Source organism: Paraburkholderia sp. MM6662-R1 (assembly GCF_050436245.1).
Classification (GTDB): Bacteria; Pseudomonadota; Gammaproteobacteria; order Burkholderiales; family Burkholderiaceae; genus Paraburkholderia; species Paraburkholderia tuberum.
In genome coordinates this window covers 2,071,187-2,086,200 of sequence record NZ_JBNDLV010000001.1, presented here as the reverse complement: position 1 = coordinate 2,086,200, position 15,014 = coordinate 2,071,187, and the positions used below count along the sequence as shown (strand labels likewise).

The following is a 15,014-nucleotide window of genomic DNA, read 5'->3' as shown; positions in this document are numbered from 1 at the left end:
GCGTGTAGTGGATGGTTGCGCCAGGCGGGAATGTTGTCATGCGCTGACAACGGACACTTGAAAGCGGCCTTTGCCACAATCTCGCGCCGAGCGGCTGAAGTCGGTCGGTCACGGAAGCTCAAGCCTAACGCGTCGGAGCGGGCCGGTCGAACGATTTCGAATTTCCGGGGGCTCGGCCAGTGCCATTCGCTTCTCCATTCAATATGGACGGTGCGCATGGCACAATCGGCTTGGGCTGCTACTCCTCGCCAGACTTCAGGTTCCGACATGATGCGTGCCAACCAACTATCAGGCTGTGTCGCTACCTTGGCTGTCGTCTTGTCGCCGGCTGTAATGCTGTCGATAAGAGGGGGCACCGGCTACTGCTTTTTCGTTATTTTCGCGCTCGCTCTGGCCTACCTTGGCAAAGCCGGGCATCGGCGTTGCGCGGCGGCGCTGTTTCGCGAGCACCGGCTCTTCGTGCTGGGTCTGATCGGCATGCCGGCGGTCGTGCTGTTCCAGATAGCGGTTTTTCGAAGCAGCACGTTCCCGGCATTGGATCCATTCCTGCGGCTGGCTCTCGTCGTCCCGAGTTTTTTCTATCTGGGGTCGCTGGCGTACCGGCAACTCCGCCTCGTGCAGTGGGGATTTGTGGCGGGCGCACTGGGCGTCGGTACGTGGGCCATCTACGCGCAATTTCATCCAGCCGTCTGGGTCATCCCCGGTCGTCTCGGCAATTCATTTACCAACCCGATCCCTTTCGGCGACACAGCATTGCTGCTCGGCTTCCTGTCGATTGTGTCGATTACGCGAGGCAGGCGCGCACGCATAACTGAGGTGGCGATCAAGATTGCGGCGTTTCTGCTCGGCGGATATGCGTCATATCTGTCGGGCTCGCGCGGGGGCTGGATTGCGGTGGCGCTGCTCGTATGGACAACCGTCGGCGGCCGGCACTGGCTAGCCCGCAGGCGGGCACGCATTACATTGAGCTGTGCGATCGTGGCGTTTTTCGTGGCACTCGGATCCACCAGCATGGTTCGCCAGCGGGTCGACGCGACCGTGTCCGACATCAAGGCAATGCAGCAAGGCAAGATCGATACTTCGCTTGGGCTGCGCCTTCAATTGTGGCGCGCGTCCGCGCTCCTGTACTCGCGCCATCCGGCGTTTGGCGTGGGGCGCGGCCGTCTGGAGGAGGCGCTGAACGAGCTTGCCCAACGCGGCGAGGCGCCGCGGGCGATCGTCAACGCGGGCGCACATAGCGAGTTCTTTTCGACGCTTTCCCAAATGGGAACGGTGGGCGTGGCCGCACTGCTGCTTCTGTACGTCGGGACCTTTACACCGTTCTGGCGGAACCGGCTCAGCGCGGACGGCGAAATCGCTACCGCATCGTATCTGGGACTCGCCGTGGTTGGCAGTACGATCATCTTCGGGTTGACGATCGACGCGTTGACGCTCGTGATGAGCGCAGCCTTTTTCGCGCTGAATGTAGCAACACTGCTTGCGTGCATCGAGGCGCGCAAGCGGGAAATCGGGGAAGTCGACAACTCACGTGCGCTGAAGCTGGAACGGCCTCCGCGAACAATTCTCGTGGCCTGCCCACGTCGCATAGGCGATGTGTTGATGGTGACACCGCTTATCCGGTCGATGAAGACGCAATGGCCCGAAGCCATGATAGACATGATCGTGTTTCGGGGTACAGAGGGGGTACTTGAGCACAACCCGGACCTGCGCCGCGTCATTACTGTCGCTCAGCGCGTCCCGCTGCGTGAGCGAATTGCCGACGCGGCGGGGATCTGGCGGCGTTACGATCTGGCCTGCGCAGCCACCGACTCCGATCGCGCACTGATTTATACGTGGCTTGCCGGTCGCAAACGGATCGGGCTCGTCAATGCCGATCGTGTGAAGTGGTTTGCTCGCCTCATGCTTCACCGTATTGCGCTCGACTGGCAACTGCAGGCACACGTGGTGTCGAACACCCTGGAACTGGCGCTGCTGGTGGGTGTGACGCCGCGTGCGGAGGTGGTCGCACCGGGCATCGGTCCCGATCCCGGGCGCAGAGCCCGGTTCGAGGCGCGGCTCAATGCGCCGCCCGGCGCGAAGCCGGGGCAGCCCATGGTCGTGCTGCATCTGTGCCCCAAGTACGGGTATAAGCAATGGACCGTCGATGGCTGGGCCGCAACGATCCGCTGGCTGCGCGCGCATGGCTTTGCCGTCGCGCTGAGCGGAGGACCGGCGCAGGCCGAGCGCACGTATGCCGCGCAGGTGGTCGTGGCGGCTGGCGAGCCGGTCCTGAATCTTGTCGGTGAGCTGACGTTCGGCGAAACGGCGGAAATGATCCGGCGCGCGAAGCTCTTCATTGGTCCCGATACGGGTACCACGCACGTTGCGGCCGCATGCGGCACGTTGACGATCGCGCTGTTCGGCCCAGGCGACCCGGTTCGCTGGGGCCCGTGGCCATGGAACTGGCCGGTGGGTAAGGCGCCATGGGCTCGACGTGGCTCAGGCCTGCGCGGCAACGTGTACCTGTTGCAGGGGGAGAGCGAATGCGTTCCGTGCCGGCAGGAAGGGTGCGGCCGGCACAAGGAAAGCACAAGCGATTGTCTGACCGGCCTGCGGGCAAGCCGCGTGATTCCTGTCGCTGCGCAACTGCTTGGTATTCAAGCGCCGACACAGGCTAAGATCGTCGACATCAGCCGATAGACGCGCCCTGTGGACGTTGTCTGAAGGGCCGGACTTACAATGAGATGCAGATAAAATAAATACACTTCGACGGCATAGCAGTTCAAGCGAAGACTATTCAACTGCATGCTCGTGGCCAGCGCGCTTTGCGACAACGCTATGCGCCTGTGTAGTAATAATATGGGCCTTGAATAATCCGTAAAAACAACGAAAGTTGCGACAGCGGACGTTGCTGCTCCGGTTCTGCGACGATTCACGAGTGTCCGCCCCGTGAATTTGCCGGCCGACATGGCCGCACGAATGACGGTTGTACTTTGGGAACAGCCATTGATGGAGAGCCGACCCGAAGGGCCGCAGTGGGTCGCGTGCTGCCGCTCGTGGCACGCACGGGTCGATCGCACGACGATCGGCAAGGTACGCCGCCATCTCCAGCCGTTCGCCTGATACCGTGCGCTTTCCTCGGAAACCCGAGAGGAATCAGTTGCGCACACGGAATCGCGTTGTTCATCCTGTTCGGCACGCAACCGACCACGACTGATGACACCGGAAGTACGACGTAGTCGTGCGGGAAATGCCCCGAGATATACTTCCCGCATGGAACTCGACCCCCGCGACCTCGATAAAATCAGTGCCGTCACGTTGCAGCACTACGACGCGCACGCGGAAGATTTCCGCAACGGCACGTACGACCACGACGTCACGCAGAACATCGCGGCGCTGCTGCACCATATCGAAGTCGAGCCGCCTCTTACGATCCTGGATTTCGGCTGCGGGCCGGGGCGAGATCTCAAGGCCTTCACTACACTCGGCCATTGCGCGGTCGGCCTCGATGGCGCCGAGCGCTTCGTTGCGATGGCGCGTGACGCGACTGGCTGCGACGTCTGGCAGCAGGATTTCCTGCATCTCGATTTGCCGGCCGCGCACTTTGACGGCATTTTCGCCAACGCCGCGCTGTTCCATGTCCCGAGTCAGGCGTTGCCGCGCGTGTTGCGGCAATTGCACGCGACGCTGAAGCCCGGCGGCGTGCTGTTCAGCTCCAACCCGCGCGGCACGAATCAGGAAGGCTGGAGCCACGGCCGCTACGGCGTCTTCCATGATTTCGAAGCATGGCGCCGATATATGGCGGACGCAGGCTTCGTCGAAATTGAGCACTATTACCGGCCCGCCGGCTTGCCGCGTGAGCGGCAGCCGTGGCTAGCCAGCGTGTGGCGCAAGCCGGTTGCCTGAAACGCCAAGGGGCTGTTCCACAGTATGGCCGCGCTGGGCTTGGCAGATGCTTGCGTTCAAGCCGCTCTGATGCAGCGCAAAGCAGCCGATTTGCAACAGTGTCCATCGCGCAGAGATACGGCCAGTCGTGGATCTCAGACAATCGGCAGAAGCGGGGACGCCTGTCGTCGACCGCGGCAGGCAGAGGGCGGCCATGAGCAGCCATTCTCCGCCTCAGTTGTCGCGACGTTCAGACGTCGGTTCCAGTTTGTAAGCGGCCATTCAACTCGCAAGGGTGAACGCCGAGTCGTCGGCCAAAGTCGTTCGCGACCAATTCAACGAATGGCCGATTTTTAATTCGGGCCTGCCGATTGAGGCCGCAACGCCGACTCGCAATGGTAAATTTCATTATTGCCCTCGTCCGTGTACAGATGCTCAGGCGACCGCGGAATCTACTCACTCTTCCAAAGAGTCGGTCAAGGCGGATTTACACCATATATATGTAAATCTGCGGACATAAGAATTCGTTAAGGACCGTGTATGGCCTCCATTCTGGCTGAGTATCAGAGGTTTCTCGCATCGCTGGCAATATCGCCAGCATCGGAAAATGTGCGGCGAATGGCGAATCTAGTGCTCGCCAACCTCGACCATCTTGCGGAAGTGGGCGCAACACGACGCGCCCGCTCAGTGCGGCTGGCACCCATCGCCGTCAACCATCTGCTTACGACTGCGACTGAGATCCAGCCGGAGGCGTTGCCTGATGCGCACGAGCAACTCATGGGACGTCTGCATGAACTTCGCGTGGGACCGTTTCGCGGCTTCATGCGCGAGGAAACCTTCGACCTCAGCCGAGACATAACGCTGGTCTATGGCGCCAACGGCACGGGAAAGAGCAGCTTTTGCGAGGCGCTGGAAACGGCGATGCTGGGCTTTATCAGCGAGGCAAAGATCAAGCGCGTGGATCATCGCGTCTACTGCAACAACGCACGACTTCGCCGGCATGCAATACCGGTCCTGACATCTCGAGCGGGCGAAGCGGACCTGGCCGTGGTGGCGTCCAACGAAGATGCGTACCGATTCTGTTTCATCGAAAAGAACCGTCTCGACGACTTTGCTCGAATAGCCGCACGAACTCCGGGTGACCAGCGCCAACTGATTGCCACCCTGTTCGGGGTGGATCAATTCAGCGAGTTCGTCAGAGGCTTCAATCCAGACCTTGACGAGAACCTCAACCTGTCTGGCCTGAAGGGTTTGATGCTAGCAGGACGCCGTACCCAGTTGGCCGCATCTGAGCAGCTCATCAGGGCGAACCCAGAAAAGCTTGCGCAACTGGACCGCGACGAATTGGCACTGGCTGAACGTATATGGACGGGCAAATCGTTCGCCGAAGTCTGCGACTGGTTGTTCGGAAACGCCCAGACGCAGGGACAGTTGCCTTATGTTCAAGGATTGCTCAACGCGGCGCCGCCACAGATCCATGGCATTACCCAGGCAAATCTGGCCGCCCTGCTTGCAGAGACATATCGCATCGATGCGCTTCTGGGAAACGCGAGAGATCAATTGGCCGCTCGCGCCGGGGATGTCTCGTATACGCAGCTTTATAACGCTGTGCTGCAGTTGAGTAACGGTGCGACGTCGTGCCCTGCGTGCGGAACCGATCTCGGTCAGGTTGCCCAGAACCCGTTCGACCGGGCTCGGGCCGGCCTGCAGCAGCTCGCCGAGCTCGCGGCCATCCAGCGTCAGGAAGAACAGCATAGCCAAGCGCTGAACGGCGCACTTCAAAATCTGCTCATGTCCATGTCTGGGGCCATTCGCGCAGTCGCGGTCGTTAGTCCCGAAGAACTCAGAGCTGCCAATTTGCCAGTGCTGCCGCCCGTGTCAGCTGGACAGTGGCTTCAGCCGTGGGTGGAAAACAATCAACAAGGCTGGCGGACCTTGCTCGGCCTGGTCGCCTCCATTGAGCAACGGGATGCTGAAAATCAACGAGTTCTGGCTCAACGCCATGAACTGGCCCAAGAGCGTGACCGTCTCGACGGATACCGTTCCGACATAGAGCGCTGCAGAACCATTCGCGCGACCAGCCTGGAAGCCGTGCTTCAAGCGCAAGGCGAAGTCGCGCAGTTCGAAGTGGCGAATCGCGAACTGGTGGCCGAAGTGGCCGCTGAGGCCAATGTGATTGCCCATCACCGGGTGATCAAGGACAGTTACGACGGATTCCTTGCGGCCCTAAAGCAGTATCTAGACGGATTGCCAGCGCTCCTGCTGCAGGGGCTAGGGCAGCGAGGTCGGGATCTGTACAACTCGTTCAATCGGGATGATCCACCGGCCGATCTGCTTCATGCCCTGTGGCTTCCGCTCGCGGAGAACGGCAAGATCGAGATCGAGTTCACAGCCGAGCCTGGGGTTCGTTATGACGCGCTGGTCATCCTCAGCGAGGGGCATATCAAATGCTTGGGATTGGCAATATTGCTTGCGAAGAACATCGAGCAAAGTTGCCCAGTGGTGATCTTCGATGACGTAGTGAACGCCATCGACGACGAACACCGAAATGGAATCTGGCGAACCTTCTTTGAAGACAATCTGCTTGACGGCAAGCAAGTTATTCTGACTTCGCACGCGGAGGAGTTTCTACACCGTATCCAGCAGGAGTTGGGCGCACAGCGGGCGCAGATGATCAAGGTCTACAAGTTTCTTCCTCATGAAGGCGAACACCACCTGCGCGTCGACGCTGACCCGCCCACGAAGAACTACGTCCTGCTTGCGCAGGCTTCCCTTGCCGCCGACGAAAAACGGGACGCCCTGCGCCATTCGAGACCTGCCATCGAAAGCCTGACCGATCGTCTGTGGACATGGTTGGGGAGCCGGCTGGAGCTCAAGCTCGCCGGGCCCAGAGCGAAGTGGGAACTCAACAACAAGTGCATGAAGTTGCGTGGGGCTTTGGCGCGCCTCCCTAATCCGCATCCAGCGATACCCGCAGTGGTCGCGGCGCTTGATGACCTTTTGGGGATTAACGGTGGATCGATCGAATGGGGTTACCTCAACAGTGGGACGCACGATGCACAACGTGACAATGAGTTCGACCGAGCGGCCGTACGACGAATTGTCGGTGCGACCGCAGCGCTTGATGCTGGCTTAATTCAATTGCAGCAGGGGCGCTGATTCCTCAATGGGCACATAAGAAATTCGGCGCACGGCCGCGCTTAGGAGTTGAACCGGGGCACAGTTCGTAGTGGTTAAACGGCCACTGACCGCCCTAAGTCGGCTGGCACCTTCGAACGGACGCGATGGCGGGCATCCGCCGACGAAGCAGCCGTCCGAATGACCGCTGTACTTCGGGAAGAGACTGCGGGGCGTTCCATTGTCGAACGGCAGAGTTGGGTCGCGTGCTGCCGATTCCTGGCAGGCGCAAGCCGGCCATGAACTGCCGTTCGCCCGCGCGGTCATCCCGGCATTCAGGCGGCGGATCCGCCCTGACAACGGACGTTCGATTGCCGACGACGATGCAAGTTGCATAGTCGGCCATTGCGGTCATCCTCAGTTGCTTGACCACCGCTCGCTGCGAATGGCCGCTTTCACGCGCAGTAAATTCGGACCCTCAACGGACCGTTGCGAAAGATGCTCTTGCGCCCACGGAAGCCATCAATCAGTTAGCGATTCTGTTCGGCGAGCGATTCGCCTGCGCCATGAGTTGAGACTTCTTTATACCGACCTCAGCACACGAAATTTCTGACAGCTCCTTGCACCTTCATTCTGCAGGTGTCATGTTCGCGGAACGATATTTGATGCTGTCGTGATGATGGTCTTGCAAGCGGTTCTTGTACCGTACAACCTGCCTGTCGAGCTTGTCGACCAACAAATCGATCGCAGCGTATAGATCCCCATCGGAACTCTCAACAAAGATATCTCGCCCCTTCACGTGAACGTTGATCTCAGCCCACCGCCTTTTTTGCTTCTGGTTGTCGACCGACAGAAGGACGGTCACATCAATGATGTTTTCGAAATGTCGCAAGATCCGCTCGAGCTTAGTAACCACGTATTCACGCAGTGCCGGAGTGACTTCGAGATGGTGTCCGCTGATTTTAAGGTTCATGAATGCTCCGCAACGGTAGCTAACAAATGCACCAACAAGACGAACCGCGTGCTTCTCCTGCTATTTGGTTCGGCTCGCAAGCTGGCTCCTCTCCTACACGTCGCCGCCACCGGCGCCCGGCGGACTGTATCCACCATACGCCCCGCTGGTGTGATTGTGGGTGGATTTGCCTCTATACCTTCGGTCATCGCCTAGGCACTAAGGTTGATGAATGGAGCGGTGCCCGAACTGTCACTGGTCGATCGCATTGCTGCGCACGCTCGAACTCCCTCGCGCCGAGCTGTCGGAACTAGATGCCTCCGAAGCCAGAGGCAGTCGTGGTGCCGGGATGATCATCGTCACCCGTGGCGTCGCCACCTCAACCAACGACTCGATCGCCAGCGCGTCCTGCGCGCATGCATCGGCGCCGTTCGGCTCGTAGCTGTCGGGGTAGCCCGGATTGTTGTCCGCGCGCACTTGCGGGCCGCCGCGCAACTCAGAACACGATGAAGCACAAGCGACGTCCATGTACCAAGCTGTACAGCGCAAATCTTGGCGTGCAAGAAAAACAGCCCGATCGATGCGATGCTCGTCACCGGTCCATGCCGTCCTCCGGGCAATTGAATGCAGACACGGCTCAGTTTCACCGTCCCCTGATACACGATCCCGCCTAGCCACGATACGAACGTGCATAACGTTCTCCGACCGAAGAAACTGACGACCAAAGAAGACGCTGCCGTTGCAGACGTGTCACGCGAACGCACCGACCATGGAATCAATGTAAACGTGCAAGACAAAAAAGACCATTCTACGAATGGCACGCATTGCTCCTGCTTAGGAATGGCCGTCCCATACCTAGGTATGACTGGCTTACGGTAACGGATCCCGCTACATCGCCACTCGAACGCTCACTTCCTAAATGCCTCGAGGTATCCGAACGTATGAGCGCGCTACGCCAACGGAGGATTGCAGCGACCGTTCGTAGAATGGCTTTCTTCGGGTCGTCCATCTATCTTGATTCCATGGACTTTGCGATTTCATTTGAGGGGCGCCATGTTAAACGTTCTGCATAACTGGATTCATATCGGTAGCAACGCGTACGACGAGTACACGTTCGCCCCCTGGCTGAACAAGAACGTGTATCGCCGGACTGTTGACCTTAGCCACATCTGTATCCAGTGAGGGCCACGATGAGCACGAACGCAAGAGATTTACTCGGGCTGCGCCGAGATGATCCGACGTCGGCAGAACTGCGGAAGATGGCCGCGAACATCATCGCTGTCGGCGTCGCAGATCAACACGAGGGCTGCTGACATGAACGCGGTCGAACAGTGGCGCTCACGACCGCTGCAGGTCCGTGTCCTGGATCGCTGCGATGAATGCGGCGAGATGAAGGAAGACGTTCAGAAGCGCGTGAACTATTGGCCGAATATTACAGCCGTCTGCTGTGGGAAGTGCTTCACCGAAATGATCGGGCGAACACATGTTATACGGCCGTCTGATCAAGACCAGTCAATAAAACTGTTCTACGAACCGTGAACAGATAACGGCACAAGTAAGTCTGAGCAACGCCATGTGAGTATCGAGACCTCGCAAAGCCCATGTGGACAGGGGGGCGCGAATCGCCAGCCGATCGCGCCTGTCGCCATCTCTAGCGTCGCGATTCCAGCGCGATACGCACCGCTAATCCGGCCAGCACGGTGCCCATCAACCAGCGCTGAACCAACGCCCAAACCGGCCGGCCGGTGAGAAATACCGCGATTGAACCAGCCATGCTCGCGATCAACGCGTTGACGCTAACGCTAACCGCGATCTGCACGCAGCCGAGCGCCAGCGATTGCGCGAGCACGCTACCATGTCCCGGCGAAATGAACTGCGGCAATAGTGACAGATACATCACCGCGATCTTCGGATTCGCGAGGTTCGTGACGAAGCCCATCGTGAAGAGTTTTCGGCGGCTGTCGTGCGGCAACTGCCGGACCTGAAACGCCGAGCGACCGCCCGGCTTGAGCGCCTGCCAAGCGAGGTACAACAGATACAGCGCGCCGGAAAAGCGCAACGCGTCGTACGCGTACGGCACGGTCAGCACAAGCGCGGTGATGCCTAACGCTGCGCAAAACATATAGAACACGAACCCCAGTGCAACGCCGCCGAGCGACAGCAGACCCGCACGGCGGCCTTGGCAGATCGAACGCGAGATCAGGTAGATCATATTCGGGCCGGGCGTCAGGACCATGCCGAGCGACACGAGTCCGAAAGCAAGCAGAGTGGGCAAGGCAGGCACGGCGGTCTCCTTCGAGACAGGGAAGTCAGGTTGACGAGTGCCGCACAATGTACTGCATATCGGCCGGCTTCAGCGTGAATAAACTGCAAGCCGCATATGAGCGCTTTTCATCGCGCCGGCGACCCGTTACTTTCCCTTCTTCGCCCGCGTTTTGGTCGCCTTTCCTCCTTTGACACGTTGTGCGGCGGCGAGCCTGATAAATTCATCTGTCACCGCGTTGCCAGTCGTGTTCCACGACAGCCGCACAGAACGATGCAGCCTCGGTGACAGCTCCAGCACCCGGCCTCCGAACGACGTGTAAGTGAGCGTGATGCGCGGGACGATCGACACGCCCATGCCCGCCTCCGCCATTGAAAGAATGGTGCGCATCTTGACCACGTTGAAGGCGGCCCGAAGTTGCGCGCCACTACGCGCGAAGTAATCTGCGATCACCGGCCCGCAACGTGCCTTCGAGAAAATAAACGGCAACGCGGACAACTGTTTTGTCGACACACTCTTGCGGCCGTCGAACGTACCGGCCGCCGCTACCGCGACGAAATCGTCATCGAGCAGCAGCAAGTTGTTCGCGAACGTCTTCGTGCCCGCCACAACGCCGACGTCGGCGGTACCGTCCTCGATCCACCCTTCGACTTCCACATCCGTGCCTTCGAGCAGCACCGCCGACACCCCCGGATGCATCTCTTTCAACTCCTCGAGTGCGCGCACGACGAACGCCAGCGATACGCTCGGCAGCGAGGCGACCACTAGCCGCCCTTCTAGCTTGCCGCGCGACAGGCTGAATTGCTGACGCAGCGTCTGCGCCTCCCGCACCACGTTCCGGACGTACGGCCATAGACGTTCGCCGGCAGCAGTCAACACGACCGGCTGCCGGTCACGCATAAGCAGCTTGACCTGCGTGATGTCCTCCAGTTCGGTCAAAGCGTGACTGATCGCAGATTGACTGCGGCTGAGCCGGTCGGCGGCGGCCGTAAGCGAAGGTCGCATTCGTTTTCGTTCTGCTACTATCGTCGTCCTACCTTATCTAGTGCGCCAGATGGACAAAAACAACGTATGACCAGCGTGCATCAATCGTCTCAATGCACAACATTGGTACCGCAAGAATGATTCTGCGTCAGCCGACCAACTCGGATGTAGACACTCTGTTCCGTATCTATGGTGATCCACTCACAAACGAATTTAATCCGGCTGGGCCGATGCGCGCTCCCTCGCCGACGCCGAGACAACAATGGCTCGTTGGCTCGATGATTGGATCAAGAACGGGTTCGGCACGTGGGCAATTGCCTGGGCAGCCCGGCCGAGCGAGGTTGTCGGGTTCGGCGGCCTTTCATATAGGCCATTCGGCGATGAGGTAAAGGTGAATCTGGGCTATCGACTCGGGGTCAAGGCGTGGGGGCGAGGGCTTGCGACCGAGTTGGCAACCGCAGCAATCAAATTCGGGTTTCAAGCCCTGCATTTACAGGAGATCTTCGCCTTGGTACGGAGCAACCATGTCGCCTCTCGGAACGTTCTGGAGAAGGCGGGGTTGACTCAATTCGGAACTCTTGACGATGTACCGGGAGACGCGCCAAGCATTGTTTATAGAATCTCGCGCTGACCAATGTGACCGAAACTAGGAATCGGGTGCATATTGGACGAGTCGCAGCGACTCGTCCTCGAGTGGATCGACGCTAGTTAACAAAACAGGCCTCACGCCGGCCGACCGTCCGCGCGCCGACAACATTCGCGGATGACTCAGAAGGCACGTGGACTGAGAAAAGCCAACGAACTGCCATCGGGGAAATTTCATGCAATACAAGAAGGGCGATCGTGTTCAGCACCCGAAGAAGCCAGAGTGGGGCATTGGCCAGGTGCTGAGCGACAGCGTCGCGGGTACCGTCCGGGTCTTCTTTGCCAATGCTGGCGAGAAGACGATTTCCTTGGACTTCGTTCTGCCTGAGAAACTTTCGCGCGACGGCGCGTCGAGTGCAGTCCTTGACGCGATAGGCAGTACGGAAACTCCGATCGGAAATGCAAAGGGGAAAGTCCTCTGTCACGGTCACGGTTGGCGGGGTATCGCTCGGCCGCGTGCGGCCACAAGCAGTCATTGAACGGTCTTCGTTAGATCGGCGACAATCCAGATCCTGCATGCTCCTCCAACAAACGACTATGAGTAACATTCAACCAAGTCGCGCGACCCGTGCCGACGCCCGCCGATTTGATTGCTGCAAATTTGGCAAATCGAGAATACCACTGGCCGTGGGTCACGGCATTCACGGATCAGGCTGGATTCGACGGCTGGTTTGCACGCGGACTGACCGGAACAAATGTCGGACTAGTTGCACGGGCAAATGTCTCGAATAAGGTGATCGGTGTGATCAACCTCAACGAGATTGTTGCGGGCGCTTTTCAGAGTGCCTATCTCGGTTATTACGGGATGTCAGACTTCAGTCGAACCGGTCTAATGACAGAGGCGCTTCGGGCGCCCATCATGTACGCCTTCGCCGAGCTTGGTTTGCATCGCCTCGAGGCGAATATCCAACCGCGAAACGTGGCATCAATCTCACTCGTGCGTCGCTTAGGCTTCAAACAGGAAGGCTTTTCACCGCGCTATCTCCGCATTGATGGAAAATGGCGCGACCATGAACGTTGGGCATTGCTCGCTGACGACGATGCCCCGGGAGCGACCTGACTGAGTTGGGCGCTTCGTGCCGGACGCGCGAAGGCTGTCGCCGGCCACGAACGGTCGGTCAACGCGGTCTCCTAAACCGGCAAGCCGAAACATAACGGTCTGTACACAAAAACCAGTTTGTGTGTCAGTATTAGCAGCATGGAACTTCGTAACGTCACTAGCAAGTCTCACCACCATCACGGTTGCTATCCAATGCGCCGTGGTCCGTTACGTCCATAGCAGGGAATCCGGGATCTCGTTCCTCCCTTTCCGTGCACAAACGACCAAGGCGCCTTAAGCGCCTTTTTTTATGTGCGCCGAGCATGCGCAACAGCTTGGGGGTGCAAGTCCCCTTCTATGAGCAGGAAGTTGTCAAGGCTTTTCACGGCCTGACTCATGAATCATCAACGATGTCCTTCTCCGTCTCCATGCAGAAGCGCATTGCTGGGTCAAGGGCAGGCGAAGCCTGGCGTAGCGGACCCTTGACGCTGCGAAGGGGCAATATGCTGGCGTATGGTGGTGGCGCGATAGCTCGCGTTCACTACCATACAAGCGCATTTTGTGCTGCATAGTCCGGCGGAGTTCCACCACCGTCAACCATTGCTGTGATCCAGTCTACGTCCCTGGTCTGAAGCCGGTCATCGCGCGCGTCGAACTTGACGTCCGACCACCTTCTATCCGCTGGCGTCTGGCCAGCCTCATCCTGCATGCGCATTACGCCGGAATCTTTTCCGGGAGCATGCCCCATCTGTAAAATCGGTTACGTCGGTAACCCGGGGACTTGACGGGCATGTTCACTTCAAACCGTTCCATACATCAGTTTCGGGCGTTGCATGATTGCCTTGTTGCGATACCTCGCTGACTCAGACTGACTTCAGCTGTGCGCCTTCGGGTATTACACCGTCCTTCAGATAGCGCCACAGCGCTATGGCGAGACGTCGCGCCACCGCGACGATCGCAATGCGTCGCGCGCGGCGGTTCGGTCCCGCGCCCTGGGTGCGCTGGTTGAACCACTGTGACAGCGCGCTGTGGGGCTGGTAGCGCAGCCAGGACCACGCCATCTCGACCAGTAACGCGCGCACCCGCCGGTTGCCCTGCCTGCTGATGCCCTGATCCACCTGGCTCTGGCCACTGTCGTAGGGCTGGGGCACCAGCCCTACGCAGGCACCCACCTGGCGCCGGTTGCTGAACTCCCTCCAGAACAGCTCTAGCGCGAGGCGCGACGCGCCCACCTCGCCAATGCCCTTCAGGCGCGCCAGGTCATCGCTTCGCTTGCGCGCGGGTGCTGGCACGCTCGCCTGCCGCGTCTTCTCCAGCGCCGCGAGTTGCTGCTGGGCCAGTGCCAGCCGTTCGCACTCGCGCAGCAGCCGCTCGCGCAGCTCGCGCGGCAGCGGCGCACCGTCGTGACACCGCACCTCGTCACGGGCGAGCCGGCCCGCGAAAGCCCTGTGATCGACCTCATCCCAGCAGCCCAGCGTGACCAGCAGTTTGCGCATGCGGTCGCGGTGCTGCAGCACTTCCTTCTGCAGTTCCCCGCGATCGCGCATCAGCTGGCGCGACGCTTCGTCCTGCGGCGACGGCACGTGAACCACGTGCATGCGGTCGCGCTCGCCGCGCAGCCACGCGCGCAGGCTGGTGACCAGCCTGATGGCATCGAGCCGGTCGGTCTTCGCGCGTCGACTGTGGCGTTCGACCGGAATGCTGGCCGTATCGACGACGAAGCACTCGACGTGTCGCGCCTGCAGCGCGCGACAGATCCAGAAGGCGTCCTGACCGGCCTCGTAGCAAACGACCACGCGCACGCCGGCCGGCAGCGACCACTTCTGCTTGTGCGCCTCGATCAGGTCCAGCACCGCCTGCAGCCGCGCGGCGGCCTGCGGCTGCGCCACCGTGTGCACGGCTGGTTTCTCGCGTCGGCCGTCGTGCAGCGCAACCTTCCACTGGCCGGCAGAGAGTTCCAGTGATACTGCCAGCACGAGCGTTTCGGAATGCGTCGGGTATGCCTGATCTGTGCGCATGATCCTCTCTCCTTTCAGTAAGGCTCAACACGCTGATTTTAGGATCGGCGTGTTCAGTGGCCCCTTCGTGCATAGGATCTGTCCAGCCTGATGGGGCGAAGGACTAGTGAAACGCAAGGGCGTCGTCGCGAG

The 15,014-nt window shown here is 59.8% G+C and carries 11 protein-coding genes and 3 pseudogenes; 9 read left to right on the top strand and 5 right to left on the bottom strand.

The annotated features are described in order from the left end of the window. Positions 1 to 30: 30 nt before the first annotated feature. The 5 genes and pseudogenes from OKW39_RS09780 to OKW39_RS09760 all read left to right on the top strand — a co-directional run. Positions 31 to 1,278, top strand: a pseudogene (locus OKW39_RS09780) (O-antigen ligase family protein); the annotation flags it as partial. A 255-nt stretch (positions 1,279 to 1,533) separates the two neighbouring features. Then, positions 1,534 to 2,679 carry a glycosyltransferase family 9 protein gene (locus OKW39_RS09775; RefSeq protein WP_429563481.1) on the top strand — a complete coding sequence of 382 codons (1,146 nt, stop codon included), beginning with the start codon at positions 1,534 to 1,536 and terminating at the stop codon, positions 2,677 to 2,679. A 279-nt stretch (positions 2,680 to 2,958) separates the two neighbouring features. Then, positions 2,959 to 3,102 carry a hypothetical protein gene (locus OKW39_RS09770; RefSeq protein WP_429562537.1) on the top strand — a complete coding sequence of 48 codons (144 nt, stop codon included), beginning with the start codon at positions 2,959 to 2,961 and terminating at the stop codon, positions 3,100 to 3,102. A gap of 150 nt (positions 3,103 to 3,252) precedes the next feature. Continuing rightward, a complete protein-coding gene (locus OKW39_RS09765) occupies positions 3,253 to 3,885 on the top strand; it encodes a class I SAM-dependent methyltransferase (protein WP_187630453.1) in 633 nt (210 codons plus the stop codon). A gap of 519 nt (positions 3,886 to 4,404) precedes the next feature. Continuing rightward, entirely contained in the window at positions 4,405 to 7,023 is a 2,619-nt protein-coding gene (locus tag OKW39_RS09760; RefSeq protein WP_429562536.1) for an AAA family ATPase, read from the top strand. A 586-nt stretch (positions 7,024 to 7,609) separates the two neighbouring features. Here the strand turns inward: OKW39_RS09760 and hpf are convergent. Both hpf and OKW39_RS09750 read right to left on the bottom strand, forming a co-directional pair. Beyond that, a complete protein-coding gene (gene hpf, locus OKW39_RS09755) occupies positions 7,610 to 7,954 on the bottom strand; it encodes a ribosome hibernation-promoting factor, HPF/YfiA family (RefSeq protein ID WP_429562535.1) in 345 nt (114 codons plus the stop codon). Positions 7,955 to 8,185: 231 nt separating this feature from the next. Next, positions 8,186 to 8,410, bottom strand: coding sequence for a hypothetical protein (locus tag OKW39_RS09750; RefSeq protein WP_429562534.1), 225 nt, complete (start codon positions 8,408 to 8,410; stop codon positions 8,186 to 8,188). A gap of 576 nt (positions 8,411 to 8,986) precedes the next feature. Here OKW39_RS09750 and OKW39_RS09745 point away from each other — a divergent pair. Beyond that, on the top strand, positions 8,987 to 9,115 hold the full coding sequence (locus OKW39_RS09745; RefSeq protein WP_429562533.1) for a hypothetical protein: 129 nt from the start codon (positions 8,987 to 8,989) through the stop codon (positions 9,113 to 9,115). A 469-nt stretch (positions 9,116 to 9,584) separates the two neighbouring features. Here the strand turns inward: OKW39_RS09745 and OKW39_RS09740 are convergent, their stop codons facing one another. Next, positions 9,585 to 10,217: a LysE family translocator gene (locus OKW39_RS09740; RefSeq protein WP_429562532.1), complete on the bottom strand. Its 633-nt coding sequence runs from the start codon at positions 10,215 to 10,217 to the stop codon at positions 9,585 to 9,587. Positions 10,218 to 10,343: 126 nt separating this feature from the next. Then, on the bottom strand, positions 10,344 to 11,201 hold the full coding sequence (locus OKW39_RS09735; protein WP_429562531.1) for a LysR family transcriptional regulator: 858 nt from the start codon (positions 11,199 to 11,201) through the stop codon (positions 10,344 to 10,346). Between the two features lie 226 nt (positions 11,202 to 11,427). On the opposite strand from OKW39_RS09735, the pseudogene OKW39_RS09730 reads away from it, so the two are divergent. The 3 genes and pseudogenes from OKW39_RS09730 to OKW39_RS09720 form a co-directional block, all read left to right on the top strand. Then, a pseudogene (locus tag OKW39_RS09730) lies at positions 11,428 to 11,811 on the top strand (GNAT family N-acetyltransferase); the annotation flags it as partial. A gap of 190 nt (positions 11,812 to 12,001) precedes the next feature. Further along, positions 12,002 to 12,304, top strand: a complete 303-nt coding sequence (locus OKW39_RS09725) for a DUF3553 domain-containing protein (RefSeq protein WP_429562530.1) — start codon at positions 12,002 to 12,004, stop codon at positions 12,302 to 12,304. Positions 12,305 to 12,362: 58 nt separating this feature from the next. Then, positions 12,363 to 12,885 (top strand): annotated as a pseudogene (locus tag OKW39_RS09720) (GNAT family N-acetyltransferase). 842 nt (positions 12,886 to 13,727) lie between these two features. Here OKW39_RS09720 and OKW39_RS09715 read toward each other — a convergent pair. Then, the gene (locus OKW39_RS09715) at positions 13,728 to 14,882 is read right to left on the bottom strand and encodes an IS110 family transposase (protein ID WP_429562529.1); all 1,155 of its coding nucleotides are present in this window, start codon (positions 14,880 to 14,882) and stop codon (positions 13,728 to 13,730) included. Between the last annotated feature and the right edge of the window lie 132 nt (positions 14,883 to 15,014).